Here is a 12,783-nt window from a genome sequence, read left to right as displayed (position 1 = left end):
CGGCCGGATTCAGTGCGCCCGTGGCTGTCCCGCCGCTAGTGAGCGGCGGCGTCCCAGCTGCGTCCGTACCCGACCGAGACCTCCAGCGGCACATCGAGCGGGTAGGCGTTGCCCATGTGTTCGCGGACCAGCGCCTCCAGGGTGTCGCGCTCCCCCTCGGCAACCTCGAACAGCAATTCGTCGTGCACCTGCAGCAACATCCGCGACTTGAGCCCTGCGGACTTGATCGCCTCGTCGACGTTGATCATCGCCACCTTGATGATGTCGGCGGCGCTGCCCTGGATGGGCGCGTTGAGGGCGGCGCGTTCGGCGGCCTCGCGCACGTTGCGGTTGCTGCTGTCCAGCTCCGGCAGGTACCGGCGACGCCCGAGAACCGTTGACGTGTAACCGTCCTTGCGGGCCTGGTCGACGACGTCACGCAGGTAGTCCCGGATCCCGCCGAAGCGGTCGAAGTACTGCTCCATCTGGGTCTTGGCCTCTTCGGTGCTGATCTTCAGCTGGGCCGACAACCCGTATGCGCTCAGCCCGTAGGCCAGCCCGTAGGACATCGCCTTGACCCGGCGACGCAGTTCGGGGGTGACCTCGTCGATGGGCACGTCGAAGGCCCGCGAGGCCACGAATGAATGCAGATCCTCACCGGTGTTGAACGCCTCGATCAGGCCCTCGTCGCGGGACAGGTGCGCCATGATGCGCATCTCGATCTGGCTGTAGTCCGCGGTCATCAGCTCGCCGTACCCCTCGCCCACCACGAATCCGTCCCGGATCCGGCGACCGGCCTCGGTGCGGATCGGGATGTTCTGCAGGTTGGGCTCGGTGGACGACAGCCGGCCGGTGGCCGCGATCGTCTGGTTGAAGGTGGTGTGGATCCGGCCGTCGGAGGCCACCGAGTTCAGCAGCCCGTCGACGGTGACCTTGAGCCGGGTCGCGTCGCGGTGCGCCAGCAGATGCTGCAGGAAGGGATGTCCGGTCTTGTCGAAAAGACCTTGCAGCGCGTCGGCGTCGGTGGTGTAGCCGGTCTTGGTCTTCTTGGTCTTGGGCATCTCCAGTTCGTCGAACAACACCACCTGCAGCTGCTTCGGCGAGCCGAGGTTGATCTGCTTGCCGATCACCGCGTAGGCGGCCTCGGCCGCATCCCGGATCATGTCGCCGAACTCGCTCTGCAATCCCTCCAGGAATTCGACGTCGACGGCGATGCCGGTGCTCTCCAGCTCGGCCAGCACCCGCTGCACCGGCAGCTCCATCCGGCCCAGCAGCGAGGAGGAGTCGATGCGCGCCAGTTCCTCATCCAGTGCATCGGCGAGGTCCATGACCGCACCGGCCCGCAGCAACAGGGCCTGCACCGCCTGCTCGTCGACGCCCTCGTTGTCGTCGAGCAATGAAAGTTGTTGCTGTTCAGGATTATCCGCACGCAACTCCCGCTTGAGGTAGCGCAGCGAGAGGTCGTCGAGAGAGAAGCTGCGCTGCCCGGGCCGCACCAGATAGGCGGCCAGCGCGGTATCGGAGGTCACCCCGGCCAGCTTCCAGCCGCGCCCCTCCAGATCGTGCATGGCCAGCTTGGCCTCGTGCAGGGCCTTCGGCGGTCCGGGATCGGCCAGCCAGGACGCCAGCGCCGCCTCGTCGTCGGGATGCAGGGTGGTGGTGTCGATGTACCGGCCGTCGCCGTCGTGGGCGACGATCGCCAGGGCCGTGGCATCCGCGTCGAAGGCCAGGTGGGTGCCGACCACCGCGACACCGAACCGGTTACCCAGGCTGTGTTCGGACAGCCAGGCCGCCAGTTCACCGTCCTGCAGCGCACCGCCGCGCACCTCGAAGCCCTGGTCGACCTCCGGGTCGGCCGAGGCCAGCGTGTCGAACAGTCGATCGCGCAGCACCCGGAACTCCAGGTCGTCGAACAGCCGGTGGATCTGATCTCGGTCCCAGGGCAGCATGCGCAGCGTGTCCGGTGTGTGCGGCAGCGGCACATTCTTCACCAGTTCGGTGAGCTCCCGGTTGAGCACGACCGAAGACAGGTTGGCGCGCAACGCATCTCCCACCTTGCCCTTGACCTTGTCGACGTTGTCGACCAGGCCCTGCAGTGAGCCGTGCTCGACGATCCACTTGGTCGCGGTCTTCTCCCCCACGCCCGGAATGCCCGGCAGGTTGTCGCTCGGGTCCCCGCGCAGCGCGGCGAAATCCGGGTACTGCGACGGGGTGAGGCCGTACTTGGTCTGCACGGCCTCCGGGGTGAAGCGGGTGAGCTCGCTGACGCCCTTGACCGGGTAGAGCACCGTCACGTCATCACTGACCAGCTGCAGCGAGTCCCGATCCCCGGTCACCACCAGCACGCGGTAGCCCGCATCCTGGGCCTGGGTGGCCAGCGTGGCGATGATGTCGTCGGCCTCGAATCCCTGCTCGGCCAGGACGGTGATGCCCAGCGCGTTGAGCACCTCCTTGGTGATGTCGATCTGCCCGCGGAACTCGTCGGGGGTGGCCGAGCGCCCCTCCTTGTACTCCGGGTACTTCTCCTTGCGGAAGGTCTGCCGGGAGACGTCGAACGCGGCGGCGATGTGGCTGGGCTGCTCGTCGCGCAGCAGGTTGATCAACATCGCCGTGAAGCCGTAGACGGCGTTGGTGGTGAGCCCACCCTGGGTCTTGAAGTTCTCCGCCGGCAGCGCGTAGAAGGCGCGGAAGGCCAGTGAGTTGCCGTCCAGCAGCATCAACGTGGGCTTCTCGTCGACGCCGGGCGTCGTGTCGGCTTTTCCAGCGGCAGTCTTGGCGGGGCTCACGCACCCAACTCTAGGCACCGGCTCCGACAGCCCGGCGATCACTACCCTGGGCGGGCGGTCAGCGAAACAACCGTCCACCAACAGAACGCTCAGCGACGTGTGAGGGCCCGCTCGCGGAACAGCCGTGCCGCCGGGTTGGTCTGATCGCGCTGCCACGCCCACACCAGCCTCCCGCGCAGTGCCGGCACCAATCGCAGCGCATGCAACCCAGAGGTGTTGCGCGCCATGGAGGTGGGCAGGACCGCGACCCCCAGGCCGTGCCCCGCGAGCGAGGCGAGTTCGGACGGGGTCGTCGCTTCGAAGGCGATACGCGGTGTCAGACCCGCTGCCACACAGGCGGTATCGAGGCGGGTGCGCAGGCCGGTCCCGATCGGTAGGGAGATCAGCGGATACTCACACAGCATCTCCAGCGGCAGGGTCGCACGTCGTGCCAGCCGGTGATCGAGGGAGACCACGGCCTCGATCGCTTCATCGGTGATCACGTGCACATCAAGATCCGCCGGTTGATCGTCCACGTCGATGGACACGATGGCCAGATCAAGCCGGCCATCGCCCAGATGAACCAGCAGGTCTGCGGAACTATCTGCACCCAGGGTGATCTCGACACCCGGGTGCTCGGCGTGGAATCCGGCGATCAGTCCCGCCATGTCGACCGGGTGCGATGTCACCGTGCCGATGGCGACCGAGCCTCTGACCACGTCGGTGATGTCATCGACCGCCCGTTGGGCGTCCCTGATCGCGCCGAGTGCGGCGCGGGCATGGGGTAGGAAGGCTGTCCCAGCCCCGGTGAGTCGCACGTCACGGCTCGACCGGGTCAACAGCGGCTGACCGACCTGACGTTCGAGCCGCCGGATCTGCGCGCTGACCGCGGGTTGCGCGACGCGTTCGCGCTCCGCCGCGCGGGTGAAGCTTCGTTCCTCGACGACCGCGACGAAATACTGCAGTTGACGGAACTCCATAAGCAATAATTATAGGAATCAGTTCAGGATGATCTTGGACTTATCTATGCATGTCGCGCACGGTGGACGTATGACCAATTACGTGCTGATTCCGGGGATGTGTCACGGGGCGTGGTGTTTCGACGATCTCGCCGCGGCGTTGCGGGCCGAGGGTCACCGGGTGCTCGCGCTCACGCTGACCGGCGTGGCCGAACGCGCGCATCTGCTCCCCGGCGGCGTCAACCTGGACACCCACATCGCCGACGTGCTTGCCGCGGTCGACGCCTACTACACCGCCGAGGACGAACTGGTGCTGGTCGGCCATAGCTATGGCGGCATGGTCGTCACCGGTGTCGCCGACCGCATCCCGGCACGCGTCGATTCGCTGGTCTTCCTCGACGCCGTCGTACCTCAGGACGGGGAGTCCTGCTGGGATCTCGTCAACGACGAGGAACGCCGGTGGTACCTCGGCGTGGATGACACGGGCTTCGGAGTGCCGCCGATGGCGTTCTTCGACCCGCGTGCCACAGCGCACCCACTGGCGACCCTGCTGCAGCGTCTGCGACTAGGGGTCGATCCGAAACGGTTTCGGCAACGCATCTTCGTCTACGCCCTGGACTGGCCAGGCGGGTCACCGCTGCGGGCCTCCTATGACCGGGTACGCGACGACCCGGACTGGCTCGTCCATGAACTCGACGGTAAACACAATCTGATGCGCGACAAGCCCGACGATCTGTTGCGCATCTTGCTTTCGGCCGGCCGGCGGTGAGCACCAGTTGATCAGTTTCGCCCAGCCGCTGGCGTGCCGGCGATCCTCAAACTGCAACACGTTTCAGTTTTGCCCTCGATCTGGGTATCCTGACCCTCGTGCCAGCAGCATCGACAGCGCCCGCGATCGAAGGGTGGTTCGCCACCGACGACGCCGGTGACACTCACCTCATCGGCGGCAAGTGCACCCAGTGCGCGACCTATGTCTTCCCACCCCGGGAAAACAACTGCCCCAACCCCGGCTGCGACAGCGACGAACTGGCCCTGGTGCCACTGTCGCGGCGCGGCACGGTGTGGAGCTACACCGAAAACCGCTACGCACCACCGCCGCCCTACCCCTCCCCGGACCCCTTCGAACCGTTCGCCGTGGCCGCCGTCGAACTCGCCGACGAAGGCCTCATCGTGCTCGGCAAAGTCGTCGAAGGCACCCTGGCCGCCGACCTCAAGGTCGGCATGGACGTCGAACTGACCACCATGGCCCTGTATGTCGACGACGAGGGCGTCACCCGCACCACCCACGCCTGGAGGATCGCCGACTCATGAGTGAACCCGTCTACATCCTCGGCGCCGGCATGCACCCCTGGGGCAAATGGGGCCGCGACTTCACCGAATACGGCGTCGTCGCAGCACGGGCCGCCCTGGCCGAAGCAGACCTGGACTGGAAACAAATCCAACTCGTCGCCGGCGCGGACACCATCCGCAACGGCTACCCCGGCTTCGTCGCCGGCGCCACCTTCGCCCAAAAACTCGGCTGGAACGGCATCCCCGTCACCAGCAGCTACGCCGCCTGCGCCAGCGGTTCACAAGCCCTGCAGTCCGCGCGCGCCCAAATCCTGGCCGGCTTCTGCGACGTCGCCCTGGTCATCGGCGCCGACACCACCCCCAAAGGCTTCTTCGCCCCCGTCGGCGGCGAACGCCGCAACGACCCCGACTGGCAACGCTTCCACCTCATCGGCGCCACCAACACCGTCTACTTCGCCCTGCTGGCCCGCCGGCGCATGGACCTCTACGGCGCCACCCTGCAAGACTTCGCGCAGGTGAAAGTCAAAAACGCCCGCCACGGCCTCAACAACCCGTACGCCCGCTACCGCAAAGAAGCCACCGTCGACGACGTCCTGGCCTCCCCCGTCGTCTCCGACCCGCTGCGCCTGCTCGACATCTGCGCCACCTCCGATGGTGCGGCCGCGGTCATCGTCGCCTCCAAGGCCTTCACCGAAAAACACCTCGGATCCGTCGCCGGAGTCCCCAGCGTGCGCGCGGTCAGCCTGCAATCCCCCCAATACCCCCAACACCTACCCGAACTGCCCGATATCGCCACCGACTCCACCGCCGTCATCCCCGGCCCCGAACGAGTCTTCAAAGACCAGATCCTCGACGCCGCCTACACCGAAGCCGGCATCGGCCCCGAAGACCTGTCCCTGGCCGAGGTCTACGACCTGTCCACCGCCCTGGAACTCGACTGGTATGAACACCTCGGCCTCTGCCCCAAGGGCGAAGCCGAACACCTCCTGCGCAGCGGGGCCACCAGCATCGGCGGCCGCATCCCGGTCAACGCCTCCGGCGGCCTGGCCTCCTTCGGCGAAGCCATCCCCGCCCAAGCCATCGCCCAAGTCTGCGAACTGTCCTGGCAACTCAAAGGACAAGCCACCGGCCGCCAGGTCGAAGGCGCCACAGTCGGCGTCACCGCCAACCAAGGACTCTTCGGCCACGGCTCCTCGGTGATCGTCGCCCGGTAGGGCATCAGCACCGCGTCACCCAGCGCGGGGTGATCTTGCGGCCGTGCGCCAACCGGTTGGCGCAGGGCTGCAAATGCCCGTACTCGCAATATGTGGGTCCGGCCACGGGTGCAGCCAGTTCGGCTTCCAGCAGTACGGTCAGCGTGTCCCGTGAAGTTGCTTCTGTAGACATGTAGGCCCCCCGGCTGGACATGTTGCGAAACAGTGGTTTTCGATCCGTGTGTCCATCCTGGAGTGGTACGGCCGCGACGGCCACCGTGCGCACAACACGATCGGGGGTGGTGTGCACACCCCTATGCCTCGCTGGTGGCCGGTTCGTCCACGGTGGCGATGATCTGCGTGCCCCGCCCGGGCGCGGTCTCGACGGTCAGTGTGCCGCCGATCGCCGATAGGCGGTCGGTCATGTTCGTCAGGCCGGTGCCCGCCGTGGCGGCGTCGAAACCCGGTCCGGTGTCGGCGATGACGAACTTCAGGCCCTGTCCGTCGGACCGCCCGGTGATCGTCACGGCCGTGCCCGGACCCCCGTGCTTGGCCGCGTTCTGCAACGCCTCACTGCAGCAGAAGTACAGTGCCGCTTCGGTTGTCCGCGGGTAGCGGCCTATCCCGTCCAGGTCGAGATGCACCGGTATGGATGACCGCGCCGCGAGCGTCGGGAGCGCTTCAGGAAGGCCGCCGCTGACCAGCAGCGGCGGGTAGATGCCCTGGGCGAGCCTGCGGATCTCCGCGATGGCGGTATCCACCAGCTCGCCCGCTTCGTCGAGCAGTCGATGTTGCTGCGCGCCATCGCCGTTGCGCGCCAATTGGATCAGCACCGACAGGGCGACCAGATGCTGTTGTGCGCCGTCATGCAGATCGCGTTCGATGCGACGCCGCTCCCGGTCCGCGGCGGCGCTCAGCCGGGCACGGGAGGCCGCGAGTTCGGCGGCCCGTTCGGCAAGGTGGCTTTCCGATGTCCGCAGGGCTGCCGCGTTGTTCCACACAATCACCATCAGGTTCAAGCCGGCGATCGCCAGACCGGCGATCACGAAGGCCGACTCCACCCAGCGCGGTGAGTGCAACACCGCATCGTTGGGCGGGGTGAAGCGGGCCAACATGCCCGCACAGAGCAGACAGATCCCGGTGATCCCGACGAAGACCAGACCGCGCTGCCATCTGACATAGGGTTCGGCGAACGTGACCGGCAGGAAAGCCGCGATCACCATCACCGCGAGAAGCGGTGGAGAGACGTAGACGACGACCAGCACGCCGATCCAGTTGCCGATGCAGACCAGCGTGATCGAGAGTTCGTAGCGTTCCCGCCGGGCAAGCCGGATCGCGTACACGATCACCGCGGAATGCACGACCGAGACGCCGGCCAGCACGAGGAACCACGGCGACCGGTACATCCAGACGTACTCCCACGCGGGCAGCAGCACCCCGGCGCCGAACCACATGGCGAAATGGCCGACGAGGAACACCTGGAATCGCTCGGCACGGAACTGATTGATCAGGTCGTGCCCGAATCCCGTGGAGGACCGGACGAGGGCAAGGATCAGGATTTCCGGCGCGCGCCACCGTGGCACCGATTCGGCTGCCGCGCCGAGCGTCAACCGTCGCGACGCCATATCCGTCTCAGTGCGTCCGGACTCAGGCGTTCCTTGCGCAGGTACGTGGCCGCACCGCAATCGGCTGCGGCGGCGGGCAGGTCGTCGGCGTCGTAGGTGGACATCAGCACGATCATCAGGTCGTCACGCGCAGAGTGGATCCGTCGGGTCGCCTCGATTCCGCCGATCCCCGGCATGTGGATATCCATCAGCACGACGTCACCGCCGCCGGCCGGGATCCGCTCGACGGCGGCCTCGCCGGTCTCGCACTCACCGGCCATCACGAAATCGTCCATGGCGTCCAGCGTCGCCGCCGTGGCGCGCCGGAAGCTGGCCTGGTCGTCCACCACCCAGACCCGGATTTGCTGCCTCACCACGTGGCCATCCTTGTCCGGTGCGCGCATCCCGCACCATGGTGTACACACCACTACTCGCCGGCCGTGCGATCCTCGATGAACATCAGCACCGCCTTGACCCGCCGGTCAACGGCATCATCCACGGTCAGTTCGAGCTTCGCGAATATCGAGTTGATGTGCTTTTCCACCGCCCGCTGCGACAACACCAACCGCGCCGCGATGGTGCGGTTGCTGAACCCGGTCGCAAGTTCGCTGAGCACCTCACGTTCACGTGGCGTGAGCCGACTCAGCAAATCGGTCGAGCGCGGCTGAGCCAGGAGCACGTCCACCACCACCGGGTCCAGTACGGTGCCCCCGGCGGCCACCTGACGGACCGCCTCGGCTAGTTCGTCGAACCGCGCTATCCGCTCCTTGAGCAGGTATCCCCGCCCGGCGGTGCCCCCTTCGAGCAGCCGCGCCGCATATCCCGGTTCGGCGAAGTTCGACAACACGATCACGCCGACGTCGCGGTGCGCGGTCCTGACCCACTGGGCCAACCGGATTCCCTCGTCGCTGGACGTCGGCGGCATCCGGACGTCGGTCATCAAGATGGCCGGCCGGTGCGTGTCGATGAGCGCGACCGCGGAGTCGTAATCCTCGGCGACCCCCACGACGTCGACTTCGGGGATGGTGGACAGAGCGCGCGTGACGCTGTCGCGCACCAGCAGAGAGTCCTCTGCGATGACGATCGAGATTTGCTCACCCACGGTGCCGATTATCGCGGTCGGACCCCGATGATGCGCTCAAATGCGCAGTCGGGCGGGCAAGCGCTTGCGTTCGCGGCAAACTGCTCAGGCGACACCCAGGTAGGCGGCCCGAATACTGTCGTCCTTCAACAGATCCCGTGCCACCCCGGTCCGGGTGACCTCACCGGTCTCCAGAATGTAGGCCCGGTCGGACCTGCTGAGCGCCTGCTGCGCGTTCTGTTCCACCAGCAGCACCGTGGTGCCCTGGCTGTTGATCTCGGAGATGATCTTGAAGATCTGCGAGATCACCATGGGTGCCAGGCCCATCGAAGGTTCGTCGAGCAGCAGCACCTTGGGCCGGGCCATCAGGGCGCGGCCGATGGCGAGCATCTGCTGTTCGCCGCCGGACAGCGTGCCACCGACCTGGTTGCGGCGCTCGGCCAGTCGCGGAAAGGTGGTCAGCACCCAGTCGAGCTTTTCGTCGTGTTCGGACTTGGACGGGAATTTTCTTCCATAGCAGCCCATTTCGAGGTTCTCGATGATGGTCATGCCGGGAAAGACGCCGCGCCCCTCCGGAGCCTGGATCAGGCCGTCGGCCACCCGCCGGTGCGCCTTCACCTTGCCGATGTCCTGGCCGTCGAAGAGCACCGATCCCGATGTCAGCGGTAGCAATCCGGAGATCGCCCGCATCATGGTGGTCTTGCCGGCACCGTTGGATCCGAGCAGGGTGACCAGTTCGCCTTCGTGTACCACCAGCGAAACCCCGTGCAGGGCACGGATCCTGCCGTAGTGCACGACGATGTCCCGCACCTCCAGCAGGACCGGACGGTCGTCGGCCTCAGGCGAGTTCGTCATCGGGTACTCCCAGGTAGGCGGCGATGACCTTGGGGTCCTCGCGGATCTCGGCGGGCAGACCGTCGGCGATCTTGCGCCCGAACTCCAGCACCACGATCCGGTCGGTCACACCCATCACCAGACGCATGTCGTGTTCGATGAGCAGCACGGTGTAACCGTCGTCGCGGATCTTGCGGATCAGGTCGATCAGCGCCGATTTCTCGCTCGGGTTGAACCCGGCGGCCGGCTCGTCCAGGCACAGCAGTTTGGGCTCGGTGGCCAGCGCCCGCGCGATCTCCAGGCGACGCTGATCGCCGTAGGGCAGGTTCTTCGCCTTTTCCTCACCGCGGTGGGCGATCCCGACGAAGTGCAGCAGTGCAGCCGATCTTTCGACGGCCGAGCGCTCCTCGCGCCGGTGCCGCGCCGACCGGAACAACGCACCGGGCACCGAGGTGTGGTGGCGTGCGTCGGTGCCGACCATGACGTTCTCCAGGGCGGTCATCTCACCGAACAACCGGATGTTCTGAAAGGTCCGGGCAATACCGAGCCGGGTGATCTGGTGCCGCTTGATCCGGCCGATCGGTGAACCGTCGAACGTCACCGAACCCGAACTGGGCCGGTACACGCCGGTGATGGCGTTGAAGCAGGTCGTCTTGCCGGCCCCGTTGGGCCCGATCAGACCGAGGATCTCACCGCGCTTGATGTTGAACGTCACCGCGTCGAGTGCGGTCAGCCCACCGAACTGGACCGTGAGATCGTTTGTCTGCAGCAGGACTTCGCCTTCGTCGGCCTTGATCTCGCGGTGCACACCGGCGATCTCGGCGACGTTCTCCTCGAAGATCTCCTCGGGCTGTTCGGGGGCGCTCATTTCGCCGGCTCCGTATCGGTCGGCTGCTTGCGCAGGAGCTCGCGCGCGGCTCTGGCATAGGTCAGCAGATGCTGGCGTGCGGGGAACAACCCCTGGGGTCGGAAGATCATCAGCACCACGAGTGCGAGCCCGAAGAACAGGTACTTCAGATTGCCCATGTCGATGCCCGCGAAGTGCACCCCGAGCAGCCGGTTGGGCAGGTACACGATGATGAACGCCCCGAGGATCACACCGAGTTTGTTGCCCTGGCCGCCGAGGACGACCGCGCACAGGAACAGCATCGAGTTGATGATGTTGAACGTCGGCGGTGCGACGTACTGCACCTGGCCCGCATACAGCGCCCCGGACAGCCCGCCGATCGCCGCGCCGATGGTGAATGCCCACAGTTTGAACTTGAAGGCGTTGACGCCCATGACTTCTGCGGCGTCCTCGTCCTCACGGACGGCGATCCAGGCGCGACCCACCCGGCTGCGCTCCAGGTTGCCGACCAGCAGCAGGATGCCCACGATCAGGATCAGGCCGAGCCAGAACCACCAGGTGCCGTAGTTGGCGTCACCGCCGGAGTTGGAAACCGAGAACACACCCTCGGGATGCTGCTCGCTCTCCAGGAAGTGCGGGAAGGCAACCTCGTTGAGGCCGCGGGGGCCGTTGGTGATGTCGGCCAGGTTGTCGGCGAGCAACCTGATGATCTCGCCGAATCCGAGTGTCACGATGGCCAGATAGTCACCGCGCAGGCGCAGGGTCGGGGTCCCCAGGATCAGCCCGCTCAGCGCGGTCACGGCCATCGCGATCGGGACACAGGACAGCCAGGCCCACGGGGTGCTGAAGAAGGCCGAAGTACCCATCTGGTTCCACGGACTCTCCGGGCTGGTCAGCAGCGCCACCGTGTACGCACCGACGGCGTAGAACCCGACGTAACCCAGATCGAGCAGACCGGCCTGACCCACAACGACATTCAGGCCGATCGCGATGATGGCGACCATCGCGAACTGGGCCATGGTGCCGCCGAAGCTGATGCCCGGGGTGTCCAGGAAGGCCGGGGTGAACAGCGGCGACAGCGCGATCCCGGCGAACAGCACCAGGCCGAAGACCCATTTCTGGGCCCGGGTCAGTCCGTCCCACCAGTCCATCACCTTGGCGCGTGCACCGCTCATACCCGTGCCTTCCCGAGGCTCTCCCCCAGTATTCCCGTCGGCCGGATCAACAGCACCAGGACCAACAACACGAAGGCGACGACATCCCGCCACTGGGTACCGAACACCGCCTGGCCGTAATTCTCCATGACGCCCAGCAGCAGGCCGCCGAGCAGCGCACCGCGCAGATTGCCGATACCGCCGAGGACGGCCGCCGAGAACGCCTTGATACCCAACAGGAATCCGCCGGAGTAGATGATGCCCTGCGGCACCTTCAAGGTGTAGAGCAGAGCCGCGGCGCCGGCGAGCAGACCACCGATCAGGAACGTGGTCATGATGACCCGCTCCCGCGAGACGCCCATCAGTGTCGCGGTATTGGCGTCCTGGGCGACCGCGCGCACACCACGCCCGAGTTTGGTGCGATTGAGCGCCACATCGGTGAGCAGCGCCAACACCAACGCCGCGCCGATGATGACGATGGTGGTGTTGGAGATCGCCACGCCGAACAGCTCGAACTGGGTTTTCGGCTGGACCAGCACGATGGGCTGTTGCGCGTTCGGGCCGCCGTATCCCGGTATCAGTTTGGGCAGGATGAACAGCACGAACTGCTGCAGCACGAAGGACATGCCGATCGCGGTGATCAGGAAGGTCAGTGCCTTGGCATTGCGTTTGCGTAGCGGCCGGTAGGCGATGAACTCCAGACCCACCGCGGCCCCGCCGGAGACCAGCATCGCGAACAGCATTGCCACGCCGAGATAAAGGATCGTCAGCGCGACCCCCTTGTTGTAGGCGTTACCGCTGGGGGTGAAGCCCAACAGGATGTCCAGCGCGAAGTAGGCGCCGAACATGCCGAGCATGAAGATCTCGGAGTGCGCGAAGTTGATCAGCCGCAGCACACCGAAGACCAGCGTGTAGCCGACCGCGACCAGGGCGTAGATCGCGCCCCAGGACAGGCCGTCGATCGTCAACTGCCAGAAGCTGTCGAACAACGCTCCGACATTGAAGTTGATGTTGGCGGCCAAGTTCATCCGGTGGTGAGCTCCTCGCTGACGCGATGATCGTCGCTGTGGCGGCTGC

General features: G+C 66.2%; 13 protein-coding genes. 3 read left to right on the top strand and 10 right to left on the bottom strand.

The annotated features are described in order from the left end of the window. Positions 1-35: 35 nt before the first annotated feature. Both polA and V4U86_RS10700 read right to left on the bottom strand, forming a co-directional pair. Entirely contained in the window at positions 36-2,696 is a 2,661-nt protein-coding gene (gene polA / locus V4U86_RS10705) for a DNA polymerase I (RefSeq protein ID WP_395311999.1), read from the bottom strand. 158 nt (positions 2,697-2,854) lie between these two features. Next, a complete protein-coding gene (locus V4U86_RS10700) occupies positions 2,855-3,724 on the bottom strand; it encodes a LysR substrate-binding domain-containing protein (RefSeq protein WP_395311203.1) in 870 nt (289 codons plus the stop codon). A 70-nt stretch (positions 3,725-3,794) separates the two neighbouring features. On the opposite strand from V4U86_RS10700, the gene V4U86_RS10695 reads away from it, so the two are divergent. The 3 genes from V4U86_RS10695 (at position 3,795) to V4U86_RS10685 (ending at position 6,207) form a co-directional block, all read left to right on the top strand. Continuing rightward, positions 3,795-4,472 (top strand): alpha/beta fold hydrolase, encoded by a 678-nt coding sequence (locus V4U86_RS10695; protein WP_395311202.1) that lies wholly within the window; start codon positions 3,795-3,797, stop codon positions 4,470-4,472. Positions 4,473-4,570: 98 nt separating this feature from the next. Further along, positions 4,571-5,014 (top strand): Zn-ribbon domain-containing OB-fold protein, encoded by a 444-nt coding sequence (locus V4U86_RS10690; protein ID WP_395311201.1) that lies wholly within the window; start codon positions 4,571-4,573, stop codon positions 5,012-5,014. Then, entirely contained in the window at positions 5,011-6,207 is a 1,197-nt protein-coding gene (locus tag V4U86_RS10685) for a lipid-transfer protein (protein ID WP_395311200.1), read from the top strand. The genes V4U86_RS10690 and V4U86_RS10685 overlap by 4 nt, the downstream gene beginning before the upstream one ends. Before the next feature lie 4 nt (positions 6,208-6,211). On the opposite strand, the gene V4U86_RS10680 is transcribed toward V4U86_RS10685, so the two are convergent. From V4U86_RS10680 to V4U86_RS10645, 8 genes are all read right to left on the bottom strand, one after another. Beyond that, the gene (locus V4U86_RS10680) at positions 6,212-6,379 is read right to left on the bottom strand and encodes a hypothetical protein (RefSeq protein WP_395311199.1); all 168 of its coding nucleotides are present in this window, start codon (positions 6,377-6,379) and stop codon (positions 6,212-6,214) included. A 121-nt stretch (positions 6,380-6,500) separates the two neighbouring features. Further along, positions 6,501-7,811: a sensor histidine kinase gene (locus V4U86_RS10675; RefSeq protein WP_395311198.1), complete on the bottom strand. Its 1,311-nt coding sequence runs from the start codon at positions 7,809-7,811 to the stop codon at positions 6,501-6,503. After that, a complete protein-coding gene (locus tag V4U86_RS10670) occupies positions 7,793-8,167 on the bottom strand; it encodes a response regulator (protein WP_395311197.1) in 375 nt (124 codons plus the stop codon). The genes V4U86_RS10675 and V4U86_RS10670 overlap by 19 nt, the downstream gene beginning before the upstream one ends. 50 nt (positions 8,168-8,217) lie before the next feature. Next, a complete protein-coding gene (locus V4U86_RS10665; RefSeq protein WP_395311196.1) occupies positions 8,218-8,892 on the bottom strand; it encodes a response regulator in 675 nt (224 codons plus the stop codon). A gap of 84 nt (positions 8,893-8,976) precedes the next feature. Beyond that, on the bottom strand, positions 8,977-9,726 hold the full coding sequence (locus V4U86_RS10660) for an ABC transporter ATP-binding protein (protein WP_395311195.1): 750 nt from the start codon (positions 9,724-9,726) through the stop codon (positions 8,977-8,979). Then, positions 9,710-10,573 carry an ABC transporter ATP-binding protein gene (locus tag V4U86_RS10655; RefSeq protein ID WP_395311194.1) on the bottom strand — a complete coding sequence of 288 codons (864 nt, stop codon included), beginning with the start codon at positions 10,571-10,573 and terminating at the stop codon, positions 9,710-9,712. The genes V4U86_RS10660 and V4U86_RS10655 overlap by 17 nt, the downstream gene beginning before the upstream one ends. Then, positions 10,570-11,727, bottom strand: coding sequence for a branched-chain amino acid ABC transporter permease (locus V4U86_RS10650; protein ID WP_395311193.1), 1,158 nt, complete (start codon positions 11,725-11,727; stop codon positions 10,570-10,572). The genes V4U86_RS10655 and V4U86_RS10650 overlap by 4 nt, the downstream gene beginning before the upstream one ends. Next, a complete protein-coding gene (locus V4U86_RS10645; protein ID WP_395311192.1) occupies positions 11,724-12,734 on the bottom strand; it encodes a branched-chain amino acid ABC transporter permease in 1,011 nt (336 codons plus the stop codon). Before V4U86_RS10645 ends, V4U86_RS10650 begins: the two co-directional genes overlap by 4 nt. Between the last annotated feature and the right edge of the window lie 49 nt (positions 12,735-12,783).

Source organism: Mycobacterium sp. AMU20-3851 (assembly GCF_043974665.1).
In the GTDB taxonomy this organism is placed as follows: domain Bacteria; phylum Actinomycetota; class Actinomycetes; order Mycobacteriales; family Mycobacteriaceae; genus Mycobacterium.
The sequence above is the reverse complement of the archived record's forward strand: the minus strand, read 5'-3'. Positions and strand labels throughout refer to the sequence as shown.